Here is a 26,124-nt window from a genome sequence, read left to right as displayed (position 1 = left end):
TCACCCTTTTGGGGGGGGGGGCCCGCCTGCGGGGGCTAATTATTACTTCCCCCCCGGGCGGGGGGCCCCCCCGCCGTGGGGGGGGGGGCGCCCCCCCCCCCCCGGCCACTTCCTGTTCCTGTCAGCCCGCCTGCCTCACAGCCCTCTTCGGGGTGCGGGGGGCAGCGCCGCCGGTGCGCGGTGCTGCCCGGTGCGCCGTCGCACCCCTGCCTGCCAGACGCTCAGGTCCCCGCTGAATCCCGAGCCGAATCCGGTGTGGCCACTGCTCTGGCCGGTGCCGAAGGCCTTGAAGCCGAAGTCCTCCTCGCCGCTCCGGTCTCCGGGCAGTGCCCGGAACGACCGCCGGTACTCGGAGTACAGGGCGTCATAGATCGGCGTGCCCTCGGGGGACTGGCTGGGATAGGGCTCTCGGGCGGGGTCGTATGTCTGCACGTATGAGCCAACGACCTTCGTGCCGGTCGGATGCGGCCCCTGCTGGGAAATGGCTGTTCGGCCGGGGTATGCGGGGCGCACGGGGAGCGTCTCCGGACGGCCCGGGCCGTGCCCGGGCCCCGGCGTGGTCAGGTGCCCGCCAGCGGCATGGCGGCAGCGACCAGCCGACCGTTCGCCGCCGCCTTGTCCAGGGCCTCGCGCAGCAGGTCCTCGCGCGGCTGCTGGCCGATGGAGCCGACCGGAGCGGCGAAGACCAGCACCCGGTGGGACTTGTTGGCCGCGACCCGCCAGCCGTCGGTCACCTGGAGCGGCTGGTGGGCCTGCCACCAGGCGATCTGTCCGCCACCAGGGTTGCCCGGCTGGAGCACGGCGTGCAGCTGGCCCATGGCGAGCAGCACGGACCAGCCGTGCAGCGTCGGCGGCACCTCGTTGACCGCGGACACCGGAAGGAAGCCCTGCTCGATCAGCAGCGGCAGGAAGTCGTCCCCGCCGCCCACCATGCCGGGGCGGGCGATCGGCCCCGTGGGCTCGACGACGAGCGCGGGGTGCAGCTCCTCGCCGATCAGCACAAGCCCGCTGGTGACACCGAGCACGGCGGGCTCGGGGGCGGTTGACTGCGCGACGGGACCCGGGTGTGCGGCCGGGTAGCCGTGCGCGACGGGTGCTGCGGCGGTCTGCGCCGGGGCCTCACCGGTGATCGACCGGACGGCGCCCTTGAGCTGCTCCTCCGAGACCTGGACGACCTGGGAAGGAATGCAGCTGGCGTGGGCGAAGGCGAGGACCGCGGTCTCCTCGCCGACGAACAGCACGGTGCTGGTGCGTTCCTGCTCGGAATCGCCCGGGGTGCGGCAGGAGGTGCAGTCGTAGCTGCCCGGGGCGTTCTCGCCGGCGAGCAGCCGGTCGGCTTCTTCGTCGCCGATCTCGGCGCGTACGTCCTCGCTGACGTCGAGCATGCGCGGCACGGGTGGCTCCTCGGACTCGGTGCTGGCTGGGAGCCGGGGCGTTCCCGGCTCATGACGGAACAACGGGTGAGCGGCGGAAGGAGTCACGCGCCGGGCAGGAGTATGACGACACATCGCCAAGTCGACAGATCAGCAATGGCGGGCTGCCGGGCATGCGACCCCTGTTTTCGACGCGGCGTCAACCTGTGTCATGGCGCGCACCGATTGGCGCGATGCGCCCAGTAGAGTCGTTTGCCGACCATCACGAACCGGGGGAAAAACGGGGGCGCACCAGCGCATGCATATTTCCTTTCTGCTTCACAACGCGTACGGCATCGGAGGCACGATCCGCACGACGTTCAACCTCGCTCAGGTACTGGCGGAGCGTCATGACGTCGAGATCGTCTCCGTGTTCCGGCATCGGGAGACGCCCATGCTGGGCGCCCCCTCAGGTGTCGTCATGCGTCAGCTCGTGGACCTGCGCAAGGGCAGTCCCGGCTACGACGCGGGTCATTCCGACTACGCACGGCCCGCGAAGGTGTTCCCGCGGGGCGACGGCCGCTGGAAGCAGTACAGCCGCCTCACGGACACCCGTATCGCCGCCCATCTGAAGTCACTGGACGCCGATGTGGTCGTCGGCACCCGCCCAGGGCTGAACGTCCACATCGCCCGCCAGGCCCGCCGTGGTCCGGTCCGGGTCGGCCAGGAGCATCTGACTCTGGACAGCCACGGTTACCGGCTGCGCCGCGAGATCGCCCACCGGTACGCCCTGCTGGACGCGGTCACCACGGTCACCGAGGCGGACGCCGTGGCCTACCGCACCCGTCTGAAGCTGCCGGGAGTGCGGATCGCGTCGGTGCCCAACAGCGTGCCGGCACCACATGTGGCGCCCGCCGACCCGGCGGCCAAGTGGGTGATCGCGGCCGGCCGGCTCACCAAGGTCAAGCGCTACGACCTGCTGGTCAAGGCCTTCGCCAAGGTCGTCGCCGCCAGGCCCGACTGGCGGCTGCGGATCTACGGCACCGGCGACGCGACCGGCAACGAGCGTGCCGCCCTGCGGTCCCTGATCGAGCAGCGTGGGCTGCACAACCACGTCTACCTGATGGGGCCCGCCAATCCGCTGGAACCGGAGTGGGCCAAGGGCTCGATCGCCGCCGTCACCTCGAACATCGAGTCCTTCGGGATGACCATCGTCGAGGCGATGCGCTGCGGGCTCCCGGTGGTCTCCACCGACTGCCCACACGGTCCGGGCGAGATCATCGAGGACGGGGTCGACGGACGGCTGGTCCCGGTCGGCGACGCGGACGCGGTCGCCGAAGCCCTGCTGGGCCTGATCGGCGACGACGAACTGCGGCGGCGTACCGGCGCCGCCGCACTCAAGGCGGCCGAGCGCTTCGACCCGGCACATATCGCCGAGCGCCATGAGGCGCTCTTCACCGAACTCACCACGAGAGGCGGTGCATGCCGGCACCGCGGAGCCCTGCGGGACAGCGTGCACCGGTCGAGGGGCGCCGTGCTCGACGCGGGCTACGCACTGCGCTACAAAGCCGCCGACATGATCCGGAAGGGCAGGAAGGCATGACCGCGTCGTCTGCGTCCACCGCATCCACGTCTGCGTTCACGAGTACGCCCGCCGGGGGCGAGCGGTGTGCGCCGCGCGCCGACTGCGTCGCCGACTCCGCGGGTGCGGTCACCTTCACCTGGGTGGGAAGCGCGGCCGACGGCGAAGCCCTGGTACTGCGGCGGCGCGGCGCGGGCAGCGGCCCCGACGACACCGTGCGGCTGCCGCTCATCGCCGGGGGAGACGACCGGGTGCACGCGGTGCTGTCCGCCACCGTCGAGCTGGCGGAGGGGCACTGGGACGCCTACCTGGGCGACGGCACCGCCGTCGAGGCCGGGATCCGTGACCTCCGGGCACTGATCGACCGGGTACCGCAAACCGGCCGGGTCACCGTGCGGCTGCCCCATCCGACGGCGGACGGCCGGCTCGCGGTGCGTTCCTGGGAGCGCGACCCGCACGCGGAGGCGGGGGACATCGCCGTGGAGCCGGGCGCCTTCACCGTCGAGTGCGTCCTGTACGGGGCGCGGAACGGCGGGGGCGCGAGCGTGGAAGCGCGGCTCGGGGACAGGGTCCACCGGTTCGCGGCGACGGGGCAGGGCGAGCGCTTCAGCTTCACCGTGCCGTACTCGGCGCTGGTCGAGGACCCGGCCGCGCCGGTCGGCAAACAGCAGCTGTGGACGCTGTGGCTGTGCCCCGCAGCGGAGGCCGAGGGCGCCGCTGCGGTGCGGATCTCCCGTCTCCTCGATGACGTATGGGACCGCAAGGACGTCTTCGTCTATCCGGCGCACGAGGCCGCGGGATATCGCGCCGCACCCTGCTACACCGCCGCCAACGACCTCTGCGTTCAGCTGACGCCCGCGTAGCAGCCGTGCGGGGACCGGTCCCGATGGCCCTTGCGGACTCGACCTGTCCGCAAGAGCTGCCAGACTCGCCCCATGCTGGAAACCTCGGCGCGACTGCTGCGTCTGCTCTCCCTGTTGCAGGCTCACCGCGAATGGTCGGGGTCCGAGCTCGCCCGGCGGCTGGGTGTCACCCCGCGCACCGTGCGGCGGGACGTCGACCGCCTGCGCGAGCTCGGCTACCCCGTCAACGCCAGCCCCGGCACGGGCGGCGGCTATCAACTCGGCGCCGGCGCCCAGATGCCTCCGCTGCTGCTCGACGACGACGAGGCCGTGGCCGTCGCGGTCGGTCTGCGCACCGCGGCGGGTCAGGGCGTCGAGGGCATCGGCGAGAGCTCCGTACGCGCCCTGGCCAAGCTGGAGCAGGTGCTGCCGAACCGGCTGCGGCGGCGGATCAGCGCCCTGAACGCGTTCACCGTTCCCATGCTGAGAGCGCCACGGAACCAGGTCGACCCGGCGGTCCTGTCGGAGCTGGCGGGGGTCTGCCGGGACGGGGAACGGCTGCGGTTCGCGTACGAGGACCACAGCGGCCGGTCGACCCGCCGCACGGTGGAGCCGTACCGGCTGGTGTGCAGTGAACGGCGCTGGTACCTCGTCGCATGGGATGTGGACCGGGCCGACTGGCGTACGTTCCGGGTCGACCGGATCACCCCCAGGCCTCCGCACGGTCCGCGCTTCACCCCGCGCACCCCACCGGCCGATGACCTCGCGGCCTATGTCTCCAAGGGGGTGTCCACGGCCGCGTACGCCGCGAAGGCGGTGATCAGACTGCGGGCGCCGGTGCAGCGGGCGGGCGAGGTCGTCTCACCGTCGGACGGAGTGCTGGAAGCGGAGGGCCCGGACAGCTGTCTGCTGCACACGGGGGCGGTCGGTCTTGATGTGATGGTCATCCATGTGGTGCTGATGGGCTTCGACTTCGAGGTGGTCGAGCCGGTGGAACTGACCGCGCACATCAGGGCGGTCAGGGACCGGCTGTCCCGGGCCCTGGGAGACCCCGGCTGACATCGTCGTGCGGGGACTCCGGCACGGCCGGGCGCAGCGCCGCGAACTCCGGGTGGTGCAGATCGAACGCCGGGGCCTCGGAACGGATCCGGGGAAGCGACACGAAGTTGTGCCGGGGCGGCGGGCAGGAGGTCGCCCACTCCAGCGACCTCCCGAACCCCCAGGGGTCGTCGACCGTCACCTTCGGCGCGTACCTCGCCGTCTTCCAGACGTTGTAGAGGAACGGCAGCGTGGAGCAGCCGAGCAGGAACGCCCCGATGGTCGAGACCGTGTTGAGCGTGGTGAAGCCGTCGGCCGCCAGATAGTCCGCGTAGCGCCGCGGCATCCCCTCGGCGCCCAGCCAGTGCTGCACCAGGAACGTGGTCTGGAAGCCGATGAAGAGGGTCCAGAAATGGACCTTGCCGAGCCGTTCGTCCAGCAGCCTGCCGGTGAACTTGGGCCACCAGAAGTAGAACCCCGCGAAGGTGGCGAAGGTGACCGTGCCGAAGACCGTGTAGTGGAAGTGGGCGACGACGAAGTACGAGTCGGTGACGTGGAAGTCCATCGGCGGTGAGGCCAGGATGACCCCCGTCAGCCCGCCCAGCAGGAACGACACCAGGAAGCCCACCGCCCACAGCATCGGTGTCTCGAACGACAGCGAGCCCCCGAGCATCGTGCCGCTCCAGTTGAAGAACTTCACCCCGGTGGGCACGGCGATCAGGAAGGACAGCAGGGAGAAGAACGGCAGCAGCACCGCACCTGTGGCGAACATGTGGTGCGCCCAGACGACCACGGACAGCCCCGTGATGGCCATCGTGGCGCCCACGAGGGTCGCGTACCCGAAGATCGGCTTCCGGGAGAAGACCGGGATGATCTCCGTGATGATGCCGAAGAACGGCAGGGCGATGATGTAGACCTCGGGATGTCCGAAGAACCAGAAGAGGTGCTGCCACAGCAGCGCTCCGCCGTTCTCGGACTCGAACACCACCGAGCCGAACCTGCGGTCGGACTCCAGCACCAGCAGTGCCGCCGCCAACACCGGGAACGCCGCCAGGACCAGGACCGTGGTGAAGAGGATGTTCCAGGTGAAGACCGGCATCCGGAACATCGTCATCCCCGGCGCCCGCATACCGATGATCGTCGCCAGGAAGTTCACCGAGGTGAGGATCGTGCCGAAGCCGGAGAGTGCGAGCCCCATGATCCAGAGGTCGATTCCGACACCGGGGGAACGCTCCAGACTGTTCAGCGGGGCGTAGGCGGTCCAGCCGAAGGCCGCGGGGCCCGTGGGCACCACCAGCGAGCCGAGCACCATCAGGCCGCCGAAGAGGAACAGCCAGTACGAGAACATGTTCAGCCGGGGGAAGGCCACATCCGGCGCGCCGATCTGGAGCGGCACCAGCTCGTTGGCGAAGCCCGCGAAGGTCGGTGTCGCGAAGAGCAGCAGCATGATGGTGCCGTGCAGGGTGAAGGCCTGGTTGAACTCCTGGTTGGTCAGCAGCTGGAGCCCGGGCCGGGCGAGCTCGGCCCGCATCAGCATCGCCAGCAGCCCCGCGATCAGGAAGAAGCCGAACGACGTGATCAGATAGAGATGGCCGATCTTCTTGTGGTCGGTGGTGGTGAGCCAGTCCACGACCACCCGGCCCCGGCGCTGCCGTCGTACGGGTGGGGGAGCGGTGGCGGCGGGAGTGTCCGGGGCCGTCCCCGCGGTGTCCGTCCCCATCGCTGCCCCCTCGGGATTCCGTCTCGGGCTGGAGCCACACTAGGCACGAAGGCCACGCGGGACGGCGCGACACGAACCGGGACACGGGTGATACGCGTACGGGTGACGGGCCCCGTTTCGTCCGGAAGTAGGGAGTGCGTAAGGAATGATGAATTCCCCTCCTCCGGCCGGTGGGCGAACGGGCGTTCCGGGGCGGAATTCCGCGGCGATCCAGGCATTTGGGTTCCGTGAAAATCCGAAAAAACTCGGACGTAGCGCGGAGGGGACCCGCAGAAGAGCAGAAGGGAACTGACGGGAGCTTGATACGGACCCGATCAATTCCCGCGCGAATTGCTCTGCGTGACGGTATGAATGAACGTTTCGCTGTCAAACGTGTGTCGTGATCCTGTGACACAAGTGTGACCGGTGAGGTACGAGGGACGTTGATGGATCAACGGATCCCTGGCACCGGCGGGACTTTCGTTACCGTTCGCCGCCACCTACGGTGAGGTTCCATGGCACCGATACCGACTCCTCCCGCAGAGCCACAGGACGCCCCCGACGACTACGTGGGCCTTGACGCCGACACCGCGGAGCGGCGCGCCCGCCGCCAGGGTTGGACCACCGTCAGATCGCTGTCGCCGGGGGCCATCATCACCATGGAGTACCTCGCGGGCCGGCTGAACTTCGAGGTGGACGACGGCAGGGTGCGCCGCTGCTGGAAGGGCTGACAGCGGCCGTGGACCTGGTGAACGCTGAACGCCGTGGGGCTCCGAGCGGCGTGCTCGGAGCCTCACGACGTTCAGCGTTCAGCGGGGGAGACCGGGGGCATCGGCCGCGCGCCATCCGCGCTCGCGTGCCGTCAGCCCCGGCCTCAGCCGCCCGTGGCCGGGCGCGACCGGGGCGCACGCCGGCCGCCGGCCGACGATGCCACCGGGTTGCCGTGCGAGGTGTGCGGAGCATGGGAGCCATGCGGGGAGTGCGCGCCGTACCCCGAGCGCGCAACGGCGTACGGGCGCGCCTGGGTGAGCTGGGCGGTGGCCCCGGACACGGCCGTGCCGGACGCGGCCACCCTTCCTCCACCGCCGCCCGCGCCCACCGGCCTGCGCACCGGCTCGGCGTCCTCCGACGGCGCCCGCTGCGCGAACAACGCCGGACGCGGACCGCCCGACACGACCGGGAACGAGGGCACCGGCAGCCGGTGTTCGCGCAGCCGGTCGCGCATCGACAGGATGGCGTCCTCCGCCCGCCCGATCAGCGGCTCGCACCAGGGCAGTGCCAGCAGCACGAGCAGTCCCGCCGCCCAGCCGAGCAGCACATCGCTCAGCCAGTGCGTACCGAGATAGACCGTGGTCAGTCCGACCCCGAGCGCCACCACGGCGGACAGCGCCGACAGATAGCGCCTGGCCCGCGGAGTGGTGGCCATATAGGCCAGGATTCCCCAGGTCACGACGGCATTGGCGGTGTGGCCCGAAGGGAATATATCTCCGCCCGCGAACATCTCGGCCGAGCCGATCTGCGTCGCGTAGTGCGGCCCGAGCCGCCCGAGGCCGAGCTTGACCGCGCCGACCGTCGCGTTCAGCAGCAGCAGTGCGGCACCCAGGGAGAGAAGCGGTCGCAGGGTGTGCTGCCGCCAGGAGCGCCAGCCCAGCCAGGCCGCCACCATCACGGCGGTCGGGCCGCGCTGGCCGAGCACGACGAAGTAGTCCAGAAACGCGTGCAGCTCCGGCCACTGCTGATACGGCCGGAAGAGCATGACCTTCCAGTCGAGGATCACCAGCCAGGACGAGACGAGCACGGCCACGACGATCGCGGCATAGAACGCCGCGGTCCCGCCGAGAAGGGCGAGACGGGTGCGGCTCATCCGCGGGATCTCTATCTTCGGCGGCTCCGGCTCCCGGTCCAGACGGGCAAAGATGTCGGTACGCACCCAATCGACGTTACAGGGAGTGAGTGTGCGGTCTGGCCGATCCCGGCCCTTCGTGATGACGATGTGATGTGGAGTCGGTCTCAGTCGGACATTCTTTCCGGTGCGCCCGGGGAAAAGCCGGGTAAGTCCGGGCAGCGCCGAAGAAAGGCCCACGGTGGCCGTTCGAATTCGCCGGATGCCCTTCTCGGAGCGGTGTGTTTGTACGCCGGGAAGTCCCCGGGAGCAGCGGACCAAGCAGTTCACGCGCCATGTCCACGCGGAATTCCGGGGCCGCTCGGAGCGTGGCCAGTGCCACCTCGCCGGCACCGCGGGCGTGGCGTACGCCACACCGCGGGGCTCGTCGAGGTGAGAGGTGGACCACGCGTCAGCGGCTCCGACTCGCGTACATTGACTGATCACTCGCCCTCGATGCCGGGCCACCCACCCAGGGCTCCGCCCCGGACCGCCCACCGACGCGAGAGACACCAGGAGGTACGTACATGTTCGGGACGACCACGACCGGAGCGCGCTTGCGTGCCGCCGGCGGCGGTGCCAACCGCTGGGTCGTTCTGCTCGTCCTCTGCGTCAGCCTGCTGCTGGTCGCGCTCGACGCGACCGTGCTGCACGTCGCGGTGCCCGCCGTAACCGAGGACCTCCGCCCGAGCGGGGTCGAGCTCCTCTGGATCGTCGACGCCTACCCGCTGGTGTGCGCCTCGCTGCTGATCCTCTTCGGCACCCTGGGCGACCGCGTCGGCCGACGGCGCATACTCCTGCTCGGCTACGCGCTCTTCGGCGTGGCCTCCGCCGTCGCCGCGCTGGCCACCACCCCCGAGGTGCTCATCGGCGCCCGCGCCCTGCTCGGCGTGGGCGGCGCGATGATCATGCCCGCGACCCTCTCGATCCTCCGTGCCGTCTTCCCGGACCGGCGCGAGCGTGCCACCGCCATCGGCATCTGGACGGCGGTCGCCGCAGTCGGCGCCGCCACCGGACCGGTGCTCGGTGGCTTCCTCGTCCAGCACTTCTGGTGGGGTTCGGTCTTCCTGATCAACATCCCGCTGATGGCGCTGATCCTTCCGGTCGGCCGCTGGCTGCTGCCCGAGTCCAAGGGAAGCGGCAGCGGCCCCTGGGATGTCATCGGCGCGCTGATGGCCGCCTCCGGTGTGCTCACGCTCGTCCTCGGCGTGAAGCGGCTCGGTGTCGGCCACGGCCCGCTCGACATCCTCACCTCCGGTCCACTGCTCGCCGGGGTGCTGCTCCTCGCCTTCTTCGTACGTCGTCAGCGGCGCCGCGACCATCCCCTCATCGACATGCGGATGTTCGCCCGGGCCACCTTCTCCACCTCGGTCGGCTGCATCGTGCTGGCCATGCTGGCGCTGGTCGGCCTGGAGCTGATCGCCGTCCAGTACCTCCAGCTCGTGCTGGGGCTCAGCCCCCTCGAGACGGGCCTGCGGCTCCTGCCGCTCACCTTCGCGGCCATGGCGGCCGGTGCGACCGGCTCGTACACCCTGCGCCGTGTCGGACCGCGGCGGATGGTCGGCTGGGGCTTCGTGCTGACCGCGGCGGCGGTGCTGCTGCTCACGCTGATGGGGCACGACGACCGGCCGCTGCTGCTCACCGCCGGGTTCGTGCTGCTCGGCTTCGGGCTCCAGACCACGCTGTTCGGCGCGTACGAGTCGATGCTCAGCGAGGCTCCCGCGGCGCAGGCGGGCGGGGCCGCCGCCATCGGCGAGACCTCTTACCAGCTCGGTGCCGGAATGGGCATCGCGCTGCTCGGCAGCGTCATGAACGCCGCGTACGCACCCGGGCTGACCGGTGCGTCGGGCGTGCCGGGCACCGCGCGCGAGGCCGCGACCAACTCGCTCGGTGAGGCCTACCAGATCGCCGACGCCCTGGGCGGCCCGGCCGGCGACGCGCTGCGGATCGCTGCGCAGTCGGCCTTCGTGCACGGCCTGCATGTCACGCTCGTGGTCAGTGCCGGTCTGCTGCTGCTCGGGGCGCTGGCGGCGCTGCGGCTGCCGAGGGCGATGGAGTGCCCCGACGGGGTCGAGGACACCACCGAAGCCACCGTGATCGCCCAGGCCGGTGCGGCATCGGGTACCAGGTCCGAGGCGCCCGCCGCTCAGCCCGACCCCACGCGAGACACCACGTCCGGCACCCAGGCAGAGCCGCACGCGCCCGAGCTGTCCGGTCAGGCCTTGCTCGGTCCCTGCGACCATCTGCGGTCCGCCACCACGGCTCCGGCATACCGCAAACCCGCGGAGGCGGCGGGCGCGGCCCGCTCTGGACGCACGGCACACTGAGCCGTAACGTCAGCGCTGATCGTTAACTAACACTGTTAGGTTCGCGCACAGCGCCAGTGCCGGCCGCCGGAGGCACCCCTGATGACCGCATCCTCGAAGCTGCCCCCCTTTGACCCAGCCGACCCCCTCGGCATCGACGACCTCCTGGAGCCGGAGGACCTCGCGGTCCGCGACACGGTCCGCTCCTGGGCCGCCGACCGCGTGCTGCCGTACATCGCCGACTGGTACGAGCGCGGTGAGCTCCCCGGCATCCGCGAGCTCGCCCGTGAACTGGGTTCGATCGGCGCCCTCGGGATGTCGCTGACCGGTTACGGCTGCGCCGGTGCCACGGCCGTCCAGTACGGACTGGCCTGCCTCGAGCTGGAGGCGGCCGACTCGGGCATCCGTTCGCTGGTGTCGGTCCAGGGCTCGCTCGCGATGTACGCGATCTGGAAGTACGGCTCGGAGGAGCAGAAGCAGCGCTGGCTGCCCTCGATGGCCGAGGGCAGCACCATCGGCTGCTTCGGTCTGACCGAGCCGGACGTCGGCTCCGACCCGGCCGCGATGCGCACCTACGCCAAGCGCGACGGCGGGGACTGGGTGCTGACGGGCCGCAAGATGTGGATCACCAATGGTTCCGTCGCCGGGGTCGCGGTCGTCTGGGCGCAGACCGACGAGGGCATTCGCGGCTTCGTCGTGCCGACCGACAGCCCGGGCTTCTCGGCCCCCGAGATCACCCACAAGTGGTCCCTGCGTGCCTCCGTCACCAGTGAACTCGTCATGGACGAGGTACGGCTGCCGGCCGACGCCGTGCTGCCGGGCGTCACCGGTCTCAAGGGCCCACTGGGCTGTCTGTCCCACGCGCGTTACGGCATCGTGTGGGGTGCGATGGGGGCGGCCCGTTCCAGCTTCGAGTCCGCACTCGACTACGCGAAGACGCGCGAGCAGTTCGGCAGGCCCATCGGGGGCTTCCAGCTCACCCAGGCCAAACTCGCCGACATGGCGCTCGAACTACACAAGGGGATCCTGCTCGCCCTGCACCTCGGGCGGCGGATGGACGCCGGGAAGCTCCGTCCGGAGCAGGTCAGCTTCGGGAAGCTCAACAACGTGCGGGAAGCGATCGAGATCTGCCGCACCTCACGCACCATCCTCGGTGCCAACGGGATCTCGCTCGAGTACCCCGTGATGCGCCACGCGACCAATCTCGAGTCGGTGCTCACCTACGAGGGGACCGTCGAGATGCACCAGCTCGTGCTCGGCAAGGCGCTCACCGGTCAGGATGCCTTCCGCTAGGCCGGAGGCCCGGACCGGCGAGCGCCTTCCTCGGTCCGGCTTCCGCGTCTGCCGGGGGACGCCGCGCGGTACGGCGTCCCCGCCGCGGGCCGGGGGGCGAGGCCGGGAGGCATGTCCCGGCCTCAGCTCTGGTTGAAGAAGCCGTCACCGGTCAGGCCGGTGGGCTCTCCGGTGACGATCTCCGTGTCGGCGGGGGTCAGCAGGAAGACCCGGGTCGCCACACGCTCGATCGATCCCCGAAGCCCGAAGGTCAGCCCGGCCGCGAAGTCGACGACGCGCTTGGCGTCGGAGGGCTCCATGGCGGTCAGGTTGACGATGACCGGGACGCCCTCACGGAAGTGCTCGCCGATCATGCGCGCATCACGGAAGCTGTCCGGGGAGATGGTGGCGATCCGGCGACCCTGCTCCTGAGCCGTCTCTGAGGCCACGCGAACCCGCGGGTCGGTGACCCACTGCTCGGCCGCTCCCGTACCCTCGGTGTACTCGTCGTCGTAGTACCGCTCGTCGTTGTCCTCGACAAGCCCCAGCCATGCGCTCGCCTTGCGTACCGATGCCATGGACGCCTCCTTTCACCGCGGTCACTTGAGGTTCCGCACCCCTATGGTCGTCCATGACGCGGATCGCGCGCCAAGGGGATAGTCGCCGCGCGAGGGTTTCGTGACGGTACTGGTGCAGAAGTTATGGCGTTTCGTCAACATTGTTCCTGAATAGGGGCCCTGAGGGAGCTTCAGGAGCCTCATATCGAAGCAAAATATGAAAGTCGTGCCGGATGGGTGACGTCCGGCGCGTATGGCCTAAGAGGCCCGGCGGGTACGATGCGGCCCGCGCACTCGAACAGCTTCCCGGGGGACATGTCGTGTTCGGAATCGTCAGGCCCTGCACCCACCGGCTGACCGACGGCCTCAAGACCGAGTGGATGGCCCATCTCTGCGGGCTCTGCCTGGCACTTCGCTCGGACCACGGCCAGTTCGCGAGGGTCGTCACCAACTACGACGGCCTCATCGTCTCGGTTCTGACGGAGGCTCAGACCGCGCGTCCCGCAGGGCCGCTCCGGAGAAAGGCCGGCCCCTGTCCGCTGCGTGCCATGCGTACGGCGCCCGTCGCCCAGGGCGAGGGCGCGAGGCTGGCCGCCGCCGTATCGCTCGTGCTCGCATCGGCGAAGGTGCGCGACCACGTCGCCGACCGTGACGGGCTGCTGGCACGCAGGCCGGTGGCCGCCGCGGCGCGCAAGGTCGCCAGGAACTGGGCTCGGGCAGGTGCGCGGACCGGCCGTGAGCTGGGCTTCGACACGGCCGTGCTGGTCGACGCCGTCGACCGGCAGACGGGGATCGAGGCGCTCGCGGGACCTGGCACCCCGCTGCTGGTGGTGACCGAGCCCACGGAGACCGCGACGGCGGCGGCCTTCGCCCACACCGCCGTACTGGCGGGCCGCCCGCAGAACATCGCCCCGCTCGCCGAGGCGGGCGGGCTCTTCGGACGCCTCGCCCACCTGCTGGACGCCGTGGAGGACAGGGAAACCGACACCCTGTCGGGCGCCTGGAACCCGCTCACGGCGACCGGTACCTCACTGGCGGAGGCGCGACGCCTCGCGGACGACGCGCTGCACGGCATCCGGCTCGCCCTGCGGGACGCGGAGTTCGCCGACGACAAGCTGCTGCACGTGCTGCTCGCACACGAGCTCAGGCGGTCCGTGGACCGGGCCTTCGGGTCGGCCGCCTGCTCGCACCAGGGGCACGGCTCCATGCCCCCTCAGGGGAACCCGTACGGTTCCGGCCCCGGTGGAGGATCACCCGGGCAGGCCGGCCCGTACGGCTCGTATGACCCTTACGGCGGCGGTCGCGGCGCACCCGGAGGCCCAGGTGGTCCCGTTGGGCCGCCCCCGCAGTTCGGCGGCGGCCCGCACCGGCCGGCCCCGCGCGGCTTCTGGGCTGGTTGCGCCGCCTTCATCGGACTGTGCTGCACATGCAAGCTGTGCTGTGCCGAAGAGTACGAGGGGCCCTGGTCCCGCAAGAAGCGCGAGGGCTGCTGCCGCGATTGTGACTGCTGTAGCTGTGACGGCTGCGACTGCTGCTGCCCGTGTGACGGCTGATGAGACGTCGACCACGCCGGAACGTCGACTTCCGGCCGGGGCGCAATCGGGGCGTGCGGGACATGGCGAGGCGGCACACCCTTCTGCCGCGCAACCAGGGGCGCTCCGACCCGGGCTGTCGTCACCGGCCTGCGGTCCGCGCCTCCCACCGGGGGAAACGACCGTCCGGTCCGGCCGGCTCCGCACCGGCGACCGCAGACGACCGGGCGAACCCGGCTTCTCCGCCCGGTCTGCCGAGTGGCCCGGCCAACGCGGCGGAGCCCCGGCCCAAGCGACCGAAAGACACCCTTGCGCAGGTAGTTGACGCTACGAATACTCCCGAGCAAGCGCTTGTCAGGGGCACGGTGGAACTGGAATCCCGGAGTCCCCTGCCCCACTGACTGCGCCTCACGGGCCCGTCACCCCACAGGCGGGTCCCCGATTCCCCTCTGGAGGAACGACAAGTGAGGATCAAGCGCACCATCCCCCGCAACGGAGTGGCGAGACGTAGCCGTCTGCTCGCCCTCACCACCGGCCTCGTAGCAGCCGCAGCTCTGGCCGTCCCCACCGCCAGCGCCGACGAGGCACCCCGCACGTTCAGCGCGTCACAGCTCTCCGCCGCGAGCGACGCCGTGCTGGAAGCCGATGTGGCCGGCACCGCCTGGCACATCGACACCGCGACCAACACCCTGGTCGTCACCGCCGACTCCACCGTCTCCCGGGCTGAGCTCGCCCAGATCCGGCAGTCGGCCGGAGTCAACGCGGGCGCTCTTCGCATCGAGCGGAGCCCGGGCACGTTCCGGAAGCTGATCTCGGGCGGCGACGCCATCTACACCTCCAGCTGGCGCTGCTCCCTCGGCTTCAACGTCCGTGACAGCGCGGGCACCACGTACTTCCTGACCGCAGGCCACTGCACCGACGGCGCGGGCACCTGGTACTCCAACTCCTCCCGCACCACCGTCCTCGGTCCGACCGCCGGGTCCAGCTTCCCGGTCAACGACTACGGCCTCGTCCGCTACACCAACACCTCGATCTCCAAGCCCGGCACCGTCGGCAGTGTCGACATCACCAGTGCCGCCAACGCCACGGTCGGTATGTCCGTGACCCGCCGCGGCTCCACCACCGGCACCCACAGCGGCACCGTCACCGGCCTCAATGCCACGGTCAACTACGGTGGCGGGGACATCGTCTACGGCATGATCCGTACGAACGTCTGCGCGGAGCCCGGTGACAGCGGTGGTTCGCTCTACTCGGGCAGCCGGGCCATCGGGCTGACCTCGGGCGGCAGTGGCAACTGCACCTCCGGCGGTACGACCTTCTTCCAGCCGGTCACCGAGGCACTCAGCGCGTACGGCGTCAGCGTCTACTGATCCCGTCTGATCCCGTCTGATCCCTTCCGGTTCCGCCGGAACGCAGCCGCACCGTGCAGCAGTTCGCGCTGTGGGCACACTTCCGTCCCGACGCGGATACCGCAGATGGTTCGAGGGCGGTTCCACTCGGCCCCGCTGAGCCTGGCTCGGCGGGGCCGAGCGCTGCCGAGGCAGACCGGGACGACCGTGACTGCGCGGTGGAACCCCCGGACCGCGACCCGCTGGCCACGCGCCCACGCCTGCGCCCCACCTCCTGCCCCTCGCCGGCGGCCCTGTCCGGCGGACGGAGTCGAAACCGGTGGCTTCGCCGAACGCCGCCCGCCGTACCGCCGTGTCCGAATCGAGGGCAGGGGTTCGACGTCTTGCGGGTATTTGAGAGGATGTCAGAACGGTCGCGCAGCGTTGGGTCTTTCTGGGGGGTTCGATCTGTGAAGCGCATCGGAGTGACCGGCCACCGGAACATTCCGCCCGAGGCCATGTCCCATGTCCGCGCCGCCATCCGTGCCCTGCTGTGCGATCACAGCGGCTCACTGGAGGCGCTGTCCAGCCTGGCGGCCGGAGCCGACCAGATCTTCGCCGATATCGCTCTCGAATGCGGCGCGGCGCTCACCGTGGTCATTCCGAGCGGCGACTACGAGCACGACTTCGACCAACCGGACGAGCTTGCCCGGTTCCGCAGCCTGCGCGGTCTGGCCAGCCAGGAGGTGCGGATGGCGTTCGACCACTCCACCGACGAGGCGTACTACGCCGCGGGGGCGTATATCGCCGACAACTGTGACCGGCTGCTCGCAGTCTGGGACGGGCTGCCTGCCCGGGGGCTCGGTGGGACAGGTGACATCGTGCGGTACGCGCGGCAGACGGGCACACCCGTCACCGTCATCTGGCAGCCGGGTGTGCGGCGCGCCTGACCGGGCAGCCCGCCGACGGGCCGTCAGCTGCGGTGGCGGACTAGCCAGTCAGTGTGCTGGGGCGAGACGATCCGCTCGGTCTCGTACACGGCGGACGGCCACTGCTGCTCGGTCACCGAGGTCTCCATCGCGATATGGATCGCCGCCAGGTCCTCCTCCACCAGCGCGTGGGCGGCGATCAGCGGCTGGTGCCGGCGGATCTCGCTCCAGGCCAGACAGGCGGCGGCTGCCGCCGAGAGCAGCCCGAGCGGCTCCGGGGAATCGGTGACCGCGAAAGTGCGCAGGGTCCCGAACACCAGGGCCAGCATGGTGAGCAGCCCGATGGTCAACTGCCACAGCAGGGTGGCGCGCCGGGAGACCTCCATGCGGCGGTGGTACCAGTTGCGCTGCTCGATCAGGCGGTCTCGTACGTAGGTCTCCTTGCGGACGCTGAACACCTTCTCCCGCAGCAGCCGCATCGGCGTGGTGATGAGTTCCGTGCCCGTCGCCGTTTCCCCGGTCTCACGCGGGTCCACCCAGCCGACCTTCTTCAGCTCTGCCAGACCCTCCTCCAGACGGGTCACGAACAGCCGGTCGGGGTCGGGGGAGTCGGAGTCGAAGGGGGCGCCATGGACGGCGTACCGCCAGCACATCGAGCGAATGAACTCCGCTGCGGACCGGTTGAGTTGCCACTGCGACTTCGCTCGCTGGCGGGAGCCGCGGAAGCTGACCACGAGCACCCCCGCGTACGCCAACACGCTGAGCAGCCCCGTGAGTTGGAAGGAACTGCCGATCGCACCGCGCCATGGGAGCGCGGCCAGGGCGGCGCCCAGGACCAGGAGCAGCAGCTGTAGCCGGGTGCCGTTGGCGGCTTCACGCTGGCGTGAGATGGCCGTTTCATCGGTTCGGTGGAAGAGAACCGGCAGATCAGCGTTTCGGAAGACCATGCTTTGGAGATGTCCGGGAACCCCGGCCATACGTACCCCCCTCGGCGGATTTGGCTTCACTCTTTCGATGGAATGGCTTGTTCCGTTCGGAGTGGGGAATACTCGCGCCACGCTTTTGTTGCAGATCCACGTGACGAGTTGCTCCGGGTGGCCATGAGAGTAAAGTCGTGCCGCCGACACTGCAACGGTGCGGCGCCCTGTATTAGCACAAGATCACCTAGGACGGCCGTCGTGACCTTCCAGACCTCAGCCACCTTCGCCGCAGCGAAGAAGAATCGTGTGCCCGTCACCGAGATCGACGTGCACGGTGCCGACGCAGTCAGGAAGCTGGGGCGCGTGCGTCCCGCTTCCGTCGGCAGGACCGATCGGGTGCCGAGTTTCAACTCTGCACTCTAGTATGGGCACCAGGCCCCCGGCCTGACCCTAGACTGGTGGAATGACAGGACCGTTGGTCCCATTCCGCGAGATCGTCCTCAAGGTGCACAGCAGGTGCGATCTCGCATGTGACCACTGCTATATCTACGAACACGCAGATCAGAGCTGGCGCACACGCCCTAGGACAATCTCTGACGACGCGATTGTCTGGACAGCTCGGCGACTGGCCGAGCATGCCAGGACCCACGCACTACCCTCCGTGACAGTGATCCTGCACGGAGGGGAGCCACTGCTGGCGGGCCCAGCCCGGCTACGACGGATCTGCGAGGAGCTGATCTCCGCCCTCGACGGCGTCGCCGCGCTCGACCTGAGGATCCATACCAACGGACTCCAGCTCAGCCCCCGCTATCTCGATGTCTTCAACGAGTTCGGTGTCAGGGTCGGTATCTCCCTCGACGGTGACAAGACGGCCAACGACCGCCACCGCCGCTTCGCCGACGGCCGCAGCAGCCACCCCCTGGTCCTCAGAGCCGTGGAGCTGCTCCACCAGGAGCGCTACCGCCACCTCGACCTCGGTCTCCTCTGCACGATCGACGTGCGCAACGACCCGGTCGCGGTGTACGACGCGCTCATGGAACTCGACCCACCGCGCATCGACTTCCTGCTTCCGCACGCCACCTGGGACGAGCCGCCCCCGCGGCCCGACGGTTCGCCGACCGCCTACGCCGACTGGATCCTCACCGTCTTCGACCGCTGGAACCGCCAGGGCAGGCCCGTCCCTGTGCGGCTGTTCGAGTCGGTGCTTTCCACGCTCTCCGGAGGCTCCAGCCTCACCGAGTCCCTCGGTCTCGCGCCCACCGACCTCGTCGTGGTGGAGACCGACGGCGCGCTGGAGCAGGTCGACTCGCTCAAGAGCGCCTATGACGGTGCTGCGGCCACCGGATTCACCGTCTTCGACCACGCCCTGGACGAGGTGGCGGCCCATCCCGGCATCCGCGCCCGCCAGCTCGAACTGGCCGGTGTCAGCGCGACCTGCCGCCAGTGCCCCGTCGTCCGCTCCTGCGGCGGCGGCCTCTACACCCACCGCTACCGCAGCGGCGGGGACTTCGACAACACCTCGGTGTACTGCACCGATCTGGAGGCGCTCATCCGCGGCATCGAGCTGCGCACCGCCGGCTCCTCCGTGTCGCCCGCGGTGACGGAGGCCGCGGCGCTCCGCACCGAGCAGTACGAGCTGACCTGGCTGCTGCTCGCGGGACTCCATGACGCGCTGGCCGGACGCGGCGGTGAGGACTGGGTCCGTGCGTGGGAACTCATGGAAGCCGTCGAGCACTGCGACGGACTCGGCTTCGACGAGGTGCTGACCCACCCGTACACGGCCAGCTGGCTGCACGAGGCCCTGGACGCCCTGGAGCAGGAGCGCCCCGGAGCCGTCACCACCCCGGCCGCCCGGCTGTCGGTGTCGGTCGCTGCGGCTGTCGTTCGGGGCGGCTCCGAGCTGCCGGTCCCGGTGCCGTACGAGCACGGCGTCATGTATCTGCCCACTCTCGGCGAACTCCGGCTGACCGGGGCCGAAGAGCGCGGTACGGCGCAGGTGTGCGCCATCGAGAAGGGCTTTCTGGTGCGGGTCGGCGGTGACGAGCGCCGGATCGTGCGCCCGGGCGAAGCCGCCGTCGGCTGGCGGCCGGTGCGCCGGTTCGGCCGGGACGGTGCCCCGGACCTCCTGATCGATGACCTCGATCCGTACCGGGACTGCTTCGGTGTACCCGTCGAGCCCAGGCTGGGACTCGGTGAGGCCGCCGACTGGACCGGCCGGCTGGCGGCTGCCTGGAGCCTGCTCCGTGAACGCGTGCCGCGGCAGGCGGACGCCGCCGCGGCCTGCCTGACCACACTCACTCCGCTCACCCGGCTCAGCGGCAACGGCCCGGTGGTGGGCCGGCACGGCCTCGGCGCCCTCGGGCTGCCGCTGCGCGCGGACAGCCGGGAGCTGGCGGTCGCGCTGCTGCGCGGCTACCGCAGGGCGCGGTTCCAGGCCCTGCGCGAAGTCACCGACCTGTACGCACAGGACGGCTGGTGGACCCACCCGGCGCCGTGGACGGACGCGCCGGTGCCCGTGTCGGAACTGCTGGCGGGCGCACACGAACGGGCCGGTCTCGCGGCGTTCGACCCGGACGCCGCCGAGCAGGCACTGCGGGCGCTCACCACCCTGGAGCGCGCCGCCGAACTGACCGTCAGCGGGAAGCACCTGCTGACGCAGCTCGAGGACGAGCTGAGGGAAGAGGTGGACCGTGACCTGTGCCGCGCATGAGCGGGTGGGGCTTGCGTACGACCTCACGCGGTTGGGAATCGGGGCGGGGGACGTGGTCCTCGTCCATGCCGCACTCGGCGGCAGCGGGCTGGAGGCCGGTGCCGTGCGTGACGCGCTGCTGACGGCGCTGGGCCCGGACGGCACTCTCGTCGTCCCCGCCTTCACCGCGGAGAACTCCGACACCTCCGCCGCTCATCGGCGCCGGGTGGCGGGCATGACACCCACTCAGGTGGCGGCCTTCCGGGCAAAGATGCCGGCCTTCGATCCCGCCACCACGCCCTGCACGGGTGTGGGCCGATTGGCCGAGTGCGTGAGGACCACTCCCGGGGCGGTCCGCAGCACCCATCCCCAGGTCTCCTTCGCCGCGCTGGGCAGCCGCGCCGGAGAGCTGCTCAGCGCACATCCGCTGGAATCGCATTTCGGTGAGGATTCCCCCCTGGCCGCCTTGTACCGGGCCCGGGCACAGGTGTTGTTGATCAACGTGGGTTTCTCCGCGTGCACCGCCTTTCATCTGGCGGAGTACCGCACCGGTTCGCCGTTGCGGAGTTATCGCTGTGTGGTGCGCGGCACTGACGGAACCCCGGAATGGACGGAATACAAGGACGCCTCGCTGGACGACAGTGATTTCGCGCGCATCGGAAATGCGTTCGACAGGCGTCGGGTGCAGAACGGACAAGTGGGAGGAGCGGCCGCTCGATTGTTTTCGATCAAGGAAGCCGTGGATCACGCCGCGTTGTGGATGACCGAAAAGCGGCGCTGATTGACTGACGGTGAGGGGATGGAGCACGGTCAGCTCCGGAATGATTAGTTCGCTCGCACTCCATCAGCCCTGAGAGTGCGAGTGCTCACACAGGACCAGGACGGGGGTCGTGTGCACGCGTCATCGCAGCAGCGAGCGGCGGACCATCGGCCGTACTTCTTTTTGAGCTACGCGCATACACCGAGGTACGGACCCGGGGGTCCCGACCCCGATATGTGGGTCGAGCGCCTCTTCCGTGATCTGTGCGGCCATGTGATGGCCATGACCGATCTGCCGGCCGGCGCCCCCGCCGGCTTCATGGACCGGGAGATACGCTCGGGCGAAGGCTGGTCGGAACGGCTCGGCGAAGTGCTCGCCACCTGCCGTGTCTTCGTCCCGCTCTTCTCGCCCCGCTACTTCGCCAGTGAGATGTGCGGCAAGGAGTGGTACGCCTTCGCCCAGCGGGCCATCTACCATCAGGCCAAGAGCAACCGGCCCGCCGAGGCCATCGTGCCCGCACTGTGGGTACCGATACCGCCCGAACAACTCCCGGGCCCGGCAGAGCGGTTGCAGTTCAATCACCGGGCCTTCGGCGACCGCTATGTCACCGACGGCCTCTACGGGCTCATCAAACTCCGGATATTCGCCGAGGAGTACGAGCGCGCGGTCTACGAGCTCGCCAAACGCATCGTCAGTGTGGCGGACACCGCCGGAGTCGGTCCCAGCCGGCCGCTCGACTACCGGCAGGCTCCGAGTGCCTTCGGCACACCGCGCCCATCCGAACCGCGCAGCACCGGACCCCGTCCCATCAAGGTCACCGTCGCCGCACCCACCCGGCACGATGTGCCCCAGGGGCGGGACCCCGTCTACTACGGCGACATGCCGCAGGACTGGAACCCCTACCACCCGGAATCCGCACGGGCCCTCGCGTATGTCGCACAGGACCTGGTCCGCTCCCTCAACTACCAGGCCACCATAGGGTCCTTCGACCACGACGCGACTCCCCTCGACGCCAAACAGCCGCCGACCCAGCCCGAGCTGCTGATCATCGACCGCTGGGCGCTGGAGGACGAGGAGAGACGGGCGCGGCTCGCGGCCTTCGACGCCGAGCACCGCCCCTGGGTGAGTGTGGTCGTCCCCTGGAACCGCGACGACCACCAGAGCCGGGCCGCCGAGGCCGAGCTGGCCGCCAAACTGGAGGCCACGCTGCCCACCAAACTCAGCCAGGGCCGGGCCGCCTGCCGCGCCGCCGCCCGGGGGGTGCCCAGCATGGAGGCATTCGGCCAGATCCTGCCGCAGGTGGTGGAGGCGGCCGCCCAGCAGTACCTCAGACACGCACAGGTCTATCCACCCGCCGGCGGCAGTCACACCGAACGCCCCCGGCTGCGCGGCCCGATGGCGGCCGAGTACGCCACCACGCAGTTCATTCCCGACATGCTCGACCGTGCGCCTGATGCGGAGGACCCGGATGACAGTCAGTCGTGACGGACGCATCGTCACCTTCTACTCCTACAAAGGAGGCACTGGCAGGACGATGGCGATGGCCAACACGGCCTGGATACTCGCTGCCAACGGCAAGAGGGTCCTCGCCGTGGACTGGGACCTGGAGGCCCCCGGTCTGCACAAGTTCTTCCACCCCTTCCTCGACCCCTCCACGCTCGGCGCCACCACCGGTGTCATCGACCTGATCACCGAGTACGCCTGGGCCGCGACCAGCCCCGTCCAGCGCCCCGACGACTGGCACCGCGACTACGCTCGCATCCAGCCGCACGCCGTGTCCCTGACGCCGGAGAGCCTGGGCTGGGAGTTCCCCGACGGCGGCACACTCGACTTCGTCTCCGCCGGAAAGCAGAACCGCGAGTACTCGGCGACCGTCTCCACCTTCGACTGGGACAACTTCTACGACCGCCTCGGCGGCGGGCACTTCTTCGACGCCCTGCGTGACGACATGAAGGCCAACTACGACTACGTCCTGATCGACAGCCGCACCGGCCTCAGCGACATCGCCGACATCTGCACCGTCCACCTTCCCGACATCCTGGTCGACTGCTTCACCCTCAGCGACCAGTCCATCGACGGCGCGGCGGCCGTTGCCCGCCAGATCGACGAGCGCTACGGCGGCCGGGGCATCCGGATCTTCCCCGTCCCCATGCGCATCGACGAGGGCGAGAAGGAGAAGGCGGACGCCGGACGGGCCCTCGCCCGGCTGAAGTTCGACCGTTTCCCGACCGGACTCTCCGGAGAGGAACTCACCTCCTACTGGGGCGCGGTGGAGATCCCGTACCGGCCCTACTACGCCTACGAGGAGACCCTGGCCACCTTCGGCGACGAGACGGGGCTCACCAACTCCCTCCTCTCCGCCTTCGAACGGCTCACCGCCGTGATCACCGAGGGCCGGATCACCGCCATGCCCGCGGTCGGCGAAGACGTCAGGCTGCGGATCCGGGATGCCTTCACCCGCCGTCGGCCTGCCCTGCCCGCCGACCTCTTCCTCAGCTACGTGGCGGAGAACCGGATGTGGGCCGACTGGATCGAGTCCGTCCTCACCCGGGCCGGCTTCCGCGTGGTCCCGCGCGATGTCTCCGCCGAACCCTCCCCGGAGGACGGCGCCGTCCAGGCCGCCGAGACCGCCGCGCGCACCGTGGTGCTGCTCTCCAGCGCCTACCTCAAGTCCGCTCGGGCGATGGCGGTCTGGGAACGTGCCGCGTCCGAGGATCCGGGCGGCGGACGGCGCCATCTGCTGCCGCTGCGCGTCGGCGACGTACGCCTGACCACCCCCTACATCGACCGCAACCCCGTCGACCTGTTCCGGCTCGACGAGGTGCACGCCACCACGGCGCTGCTGCGCGCACTCGACCGCCCGGTGCAGCTCGCCGACGGGGTCTCGCCCGGCCCGCGCTTCCCCGGCACCGTGCCCAAGATCTGGAACGCACCGCCCCGCAATCCCGGATTCACCGGCCGCTCCGTCGTGCTCGAACGTATGCGCGACCAGCTCGGTGGCGGAATGGCCGTCGTGCTCCCGCAGCCGCAGACCCTCTACGGACTCGGCGGCGTCGGCAAGACCCAGGTGGCGCTGGAGTACGTGCACCGCTTCATGGCGGACTACGACCTGGTGTGGTGGATCTCGTCGGAACAGGTCGACGACGTCATCGCCGGGCTCGCCGAACTCGCGGTCCGGCTCGGTGCCCAGGGCGGCGAGGACATGGCCGCCGCCTCCCAGGAGGCCGTCGACCTGCTGCGGCGCGGTGTGCCGTCCGCACGCTGGCTGCTGGTCTTCGACAACGCGGACGACCCCGAACAGCTCAAGCGCTTCTTCCCGACCGGGGGACACATCCTGGTCACTTCCAGGAACCAGACCTGGTCCCAGTACGGCGACGCACTGCCCGTGGACGTGTTCCTGCGCGAGGAGTCCATCGAGCACCTCCGGCGCCGCGCCCCCGGACTCACCGCACAGGACGCCGACCAGGTCGCCAGCGCGGTGGGCGATCTGCCGCTCGCCGTCGAGCAGGCCGCGGCCTGGATCGCGGAGACCGCGACCCCCGTCTCCGCGTATCTGGAACGGCTCGGCCAGCAGGCCTCCAGCGTCCTCGCGCTCAACCAGCCCGCGGGCTACCCCGAGCCGGTCGCGGCGACCTGGAACGTCTCCATCGAGCGGCTCAAGGAACGCTCGCCCGCCGCGGTGCGCCTCCTCCAGCTCTGCGCCTTCTTCGCACCCGAGCCGATCTCCGCGAACCTGCTCTACAGCAAGGAGATGATCGAAGCCCTCAAGCCCTACGACGCCTCCCTCCAGGAGAAGCTGGTCCTGGGGCGGGTCATCCGGGAGATCGGCCGGTTCGCCCTGGCCAAGGTCGACCAGGTCTCCAACTCCATCCAGGTCCACCGGCTGGTCCAGGCCGTGATCAGGTCCCAGCTCAGCGAGCAGGAGCAGATGGACGCGCGCCACGCCGTCCACCGGATCCTCGCCGGCGCGCGTCCCGACGACGACGAGCCGATCGACAACCCCGAGACCTGGCAGCGGTTCGGCACCATCTGGCCGCATCTCGCCACGTCGGAGGCCCGCTACTGCAAGGAGCCGGAGACTCGCCGACTGCTCATCGACCGGGTGCGCTACCTGTGGAAGCGGGGTGACTGGCAGACCGCGGGAGAGCTCGCCGAGGACCTGAGGGACTCCTGGCGGGAGATGCTCGGCAACGACGACCTCCAGTATCTGTACCTCCGCTTCCACCTCTCCAACATCTTCCGTTCCCAGGGGCGCTACACGGACGCCAAGGAGCTGGACGAGGTGACCCTGGAGCGCCAGAAGGCGGTGCTCGGCACCTCCCATCCGCACACGTACATGACCACATCCGGGCTCGCGATGGACCTGGGCGCGCTCGGCGAGTACGGCCAGGCGATGGAGTTGGCCACCGAGGCGCACGAGGGCTTCAGCCAGATCTTCCACGAGTCCCATCCGCGCACCCTGGCCGCCGCCAACAACCTCGCCCTGAACCTGCGGATGGTCGGCCACTACTCCCGCGCCCGGGAGATCGACCAGGAGGTCTTCGACCGGCGCACCGAGGTGCTCGGCCCCGAGCACCCGTACACCCTCTCCTCGGCCACCTCACTCGCCCGCGATCTGCGAGAGGTCGGGCACTACGAGGACTCGGTGACGCTGCTGTCGCGCACCTACGAGAGCTACAAGCAGACCCTCGGCCGGGCCTTCCCCGGCACGCTGGCCGCCGCCAAGAGCCTCGCCGTGTCGCTGCGCAGGGCGGGACGGCTCGAGGACGCGCGGCGGCTCACCACGGCTACCCGGAACCGCTACCGTGCCAAGTACACCTATGCCCACCCGGACTCACTGGCCTGTGATCTGAACCTGGCGGCCGACCTGTTCGCCGCGGGGGATCCGGTCGCGGCCAGGGACCTGGCACAGGAGGTGGTCGACCAGTACATCGAGGCGCCGGGCGCGAAGCACCCCTACACCCTCGCCGCGATCAACAACCTCGGCATCTACCAGTGGGGCTGCGGTGATCCCGAGGCCGCGGAGGAAGTTCTCCGGCCCACCGTCCGGAGGATGACCGGCATCCTCGGCAGCGCTCACCCCCACACCCTGTTCTGCACCGTCAACCTTGCCAACGGCCGGGCTGATCAAGGAGAGTTGGAGGAGGCGCTGGAAACCGAGCGGCGTGCGCTGAGCAAGCTCCGCGAGGTCCTGGGCGTCCACCACCCGGAGACGCTCGCCGTCGCCTCCAACATGTCCGTGACACTCGGCGCACTCGGCCGCAAGGACGAGGCGGCGGCGCTGCGTGCGGAGACCGTCGAGGAGCTGGGAAGGCTGCTCGGCGACGATCACAACATGACGCGGATCGCCAGGGAGGAGCGGCGGATCCACCGGGATCTGGAGCCGCTCGCGGTGTGACGCGTCGCCGCCGGGGGGGGGGGCCGGGCCCCCCCCCC

Annotated in this window: 19 protein-coding genes and 1 pseudogene; 14 read left to right on the top strand and 6 right to left on the bottom strand. The window is 70.0% G+C overall.

From position 1 onward, the window contains the following. Positions 1-135 precede the first annotated feature (135 nt). Positions 136-432 (bottom strand): hypothetical protein, encoded by a 297-nt coding sequence (locus ACFV6V_RS22060; protein ID WP_361287094.1) that lies wholly within the window; start codon positions 430-432, stop codon positions 136-138. 128 nt (positions 433-560) lie between these two features. Beyond that, positions 561-1,394 carry a hypothetical protein gene (locus ACFV6V_RS22055; protein ID WP_385567557.1) on the bottom strand — a complete coding sequence of 278 codons (834 nt, stop codon included), beginning with the start codon at positions 1,392-1,394 and terminating at the stop codon, positions 561-563. Positions 1,395-1,671: 277 nt separating this feature from the next. Here ACFV6V_RS22055 and ACFV6V_RS22050 point away from each other — a divergent pair, with 277 nt between their 5' ends. From ACFV6V_RS22050 to ACFV6V_RS22040, 3 genes and pseudogenes are all read left to right on the top strand, one after another. Continuing rightward, complete coding sequence (locus ACFV6V_RS22050; RefSeq protein WP_385567554.1) at positions 1,672-2,955, top strand: glycosyltransferase family 4 protein; 1,284 nt, start codon at positions 1,672-1,674, stop codon at positions 2,953-2,955. After that, a complete protein-coding gene (locus ACFV6V_RS22045; RefSeq protein ID WP_385567552.1) occupies positions 2,952-3,797 on the top strand; it encodes a hypothetical protein in 846 nt (281 codons plus the stop codon). The genes ACFV6V_RS22050 and ACFV6V_RS22045 overlap by 4 nt, the downstream gene beginning before the upstream one ends. A gap of 72 nt (positions 3,798-3,869) precedes the next feature. Next, positions 3,870-4,832, top strand: a pseudogene (locus ACFV6V_RS22040) (helix-turn-helix transcriptional regulator); the annotation flags it as partial. On the opposite strand, the gene ctaD reads toward ACFV6V_RS22040, so the two are convergent. Further along, a complete protein-coding gene (gene ctaD, locus ACFV6V_RS22035) occupies positions 4,795-6,534 on the bottom strand; it encodes a cytochrome c oxidase subunit I (protein WP_385567549.1) in 1,740 nt (579 codons plus the stop codon). The pseudogene ACFV6V_RS22040 and the gene ctaD sit on opposite strands and share 38 nt — an antisense overlap. Positions 6,535-7,028: 494 nt before the next feature. Here ctaD and ACFV6V_RS22030 point away from each other — a divergent pair, with 494 nt between their 5' ends. Next, positions 7,029-7,244, top strand: a complete 216-nt coding sequence (locus tag ACFV6V_RS22030; RefSeq protein WP_385567547.1) for an I78 family peptidase inhibitor — start codon at positions 7,029-7,031, stop codon at positions 7,242-7,244. A 143-nt stretch (positions 7,245-7,387) separates the two neighbouring features. On the opposite strand, the gene ACFV6V_RS22025 is transcribed toward ACFV6V_RS22030, so the two are convergent. After that, on the bottom strand, positions 7,388-8,443 hold the full coding sequence (locus ACFV6V_RS22025; RefSeq protein WP_385567544.1) for a phosphatase PAP2 family protein: 1,056 nt from the start codon (positions 8,441-8,443) through the stop codon (positions 7,388-7,390). A gap of 479 nt (positions 8,444-8,922) precedes the next feature. Between ACFV6V_RS22025 and ACFV6V_RS22020 the strand changes: the two genes are divergently transcribed. Beyond that, the gene (locus tag ACFV6V_RS22020) at positions 8,923-10,722 is read left to right on the top strand and encodes an MFS transporter (protein ID WP_385567541.1); all 1,800 of its coding nucleotides are present in this window, start codon (positions 8,923-8,925) and stop codon (positions 10,720-10,722) included. A gap of 81 nt (positions 10,723-10,803) precedes the next feature. Beyond that, positions 10,804-11,994, top strand: a complete 1,191-nt coding sequence (locus tag ACFV6V_RS22015) for an acyl-CoA dehydrogenase family protein (RefSeq protein ID WP_385567539.1) — start codon at positions 10,804-10,806, stop codon at positions 11,992-11,994. Between the two features lie 122 nt (positions 11,995-12,116). Here the strand turns inward: ACFV6V_RS22015 and ACFV6V_RS22010 are convergent, their stop codons facing one another. Then, complete coding sequence (locus ACFV6V_RS22010) at positions 12,117-12,551, bottom strand: cell division protein SepF (RefSeq protein WP_385567536.1); 435 nt, start codon at positions 12,549-12,551, stop codon at positions 12,117-12,119. Between the two features lie 299 nt (positions 12,552-12,850). On the opposite strand from ACFV6V_RS22010, the gene ACFV6V_RS22005 reads away from it, so the two are divergent. From ACFV6V_RS22005 to ACFV6V_RS21995, 3 genes are all read left to right on the top strand, one after another. Beyond that, positions 12,851-14,083 carry a DUF5685 family protein gene (locus ACFV6V_RS22005; RefSeq protein ID WP_385567535.1) on the top strand — a complete coding sequence of 411 codons (1,233 nt, stop codon included), beginning with the start codon at positions 12,851-12,853 and terminating at the stop codon, positions 14,081-14,083. A 443-nt stretch (positions 14,084-14,526) separates the two neighbouring features. Continuing rightward, the gene (locus ACFV6V_RS22000) at positions 14,527-15,432 is read left to right on the top strand and encodes a S1 family peptidase (protein WP_385567533.1); all 906 of its coding nucleotides are present in this window, start codon (positions 14,527-14,529) and stop codon (positions 15,430-15,432) included. 428 nt (positions 15,433-15,860) lie between these two features. Further along, entirely contained in the window at positions 15,861-16,340 is a 480-nt protein-coding gene (locus ACFV6V_RS21995) for a hypothetical protein (protein ID WP_361287055.1), read from the top strand. 23 nt (positions 16,341-16,363) lie between these two features. Here the strand turns inward: ACFV6V_RS21995 and ACFV6V_RS21990 are convergent, their stop codons facing one another. Beyond that, positions 16,364-17,266: a DUF4231 domain-containing protein gene (locus tag ACFV6V_RS21990; RefSeq protein ID WP_385567531.1), complete on the bottom strand. Its 903-nt coding sequence runs from the start codon at positions 17,264-17,266 to the stop codon at positions 16,364-16,366. Positions 17,267-17,497: 231 nt separating this feature from the next. Between ACFV6V_RS21990 and ACFV6V_RS21985 the strand changes: the two genes are divergently transcribed. The 5 genes from ACFV6V_RS21985 to fxsT all read left to right on the top strand — a co-directional run bounded on the left by ACFV6V_RS21985 (position 17,498) and on the right by fxsT (position 26,086). Further along, positions 17,498-17,662 carry an FXSXX-COOH protein gene (locus tag ACFV6V_RS21985; protein ID WP_385567529.1) on the top strand — a complete coding sequence of 55 codons (165 nt, stop codon included), beginning with the start codon at positions 17,498-17,500 and terminating at the stop codon, positions 17,660-17,662. 40 nt (positions 17,663-17,702) lie between these two features. Next, complete coding sequence (gene fxsBH / locus ACFV6V_RS21980) at positions 17,703-19,949, top strand: radical SAM/SPASM protein FxsBH, inactivated beta-hydroxylase extension form (RefSeq protein WP_385567526.1); 2,247 nt, start codon at positions 17,703-17,705, stop codon at positions 19,947-19,949. Further along, complete coding sequence (locus tag ACFV6V_RS21975) at positions 19,930-20,709, top strand: aminoglycoside N(3)-acetyltransferase (protein WP_385567523.1); 780 nt, start codon at positions 19,930-19,932, stop codon at positions 20,707-20,709. The genes fxsBH and ACFV6V_RS21975 overlap by 20 nt, the downstream gene beginning before the upstream one ends. Before the next feature lie 75 nt (positions 20,710-20,784). Further along, entirely contained in the window at positions 20,785-22,173 is a 1,389-nt protein-coding gene (gene fsxC, locus ACFV6V_RS21970) for an FxsC protein (protein WP_385567521.1), read from the top strand. Beyond that, positions 22,157-26,086, top strand: a complete 3,930-nt coding sequence (fxsT, locus tag ACFV6V_RS21965) for an FxSxx-COOH system tetratricopeptide repeat protein (RefSeq protein WP_385567519.1) — start codon at positions 22,157-22,159, stop codon at positions 26,084-26,086. Before fsxC ends, fxsT begins: the two co-directional genes overlap by 17 nt. Positions 26,087-26,124 lie beyond the last annotated feature (38 nt).

The organism is Streptomyces sp. NPDC059828, from assembly GCF_042731955.1.
Taxonomy (GTDB): Bacteria; Actinomycetota; Actinomycetes; order Streptomycetales; family Streptomycetaceae; genus Streptomyces.
This window is presented reverse-complemented; position numbering and strand designations above follow the sequence as displayed.

Coding starts and splice junctions, on each gene's coding strand:
- ACFV6V_RS22045 (WP_385567552.1), top strand. CDS start 2,952: ATGACCGCGTCGTCTGCGTCCACCGCATCCACGTCTGCGTTCACGAGT.
- ctaD (WP_385567549.1), bottom strand. CDS start 6,534: ATGGGGACGGACACCGCGGGGACGGCCCCGGACACTCCCGCCGCCACC.
- fxsBH (WP_385567526.1), top strand. CDS start 17,703: ATGACAGGACCGTTGGTCCCATTCCGCGAGATCGTCCTCAAGGTGCAC.
- fxsT (WP_385567519.1), top strand. CDS start 22,157: ATGACAGTCAGTCGTGACGGACGCATCGTCACCTTCTACTCCTACAAA.
- ACFV6V_RS22020 (WP_385567541.1), top strand. CDS start 8,923: ATGTTCGGGACGACCACGACCGGAGCGCGCTTGCGTGCCGCCGGCGGC.
- ACFV6V_RS22050 (WP_385567554.1), top strand. CDS start 1,672: ATGCATATTTCCTTTCTGCTTCACAACGCGTACGGCATCGGAGGCACG.
- ACFV6V_RS22010 (WP_385567536.1), bottom strand. CDS start 12,551: ATGGCATCGGTACGCAAGGCGAGCGCATGGCTGGGGCTTGTCGAGGAC.
- ACFV6V_RS21990 (WP_385567531.1), bottom strand. CDS start 17,266: ATGGTCTTCCGAAACGCTGATCTGCCGGTTCTCTTCCACCGAACCGAT.
- ACFV6V_RS22030 (WP_385567547.1), top strand. CDS start 7,029: ATGGCACCGATACCGACTCCTCCCGCAGAGCCACAGGACGCCCCCGAC.
- ACFV6V_RS22015 (WP_385567539.1), top strand. CDS start 10,804: ATGACCGCATCCTCGAAGCTGCCCCCCTTTGACCCAGCCGACCCCCTC.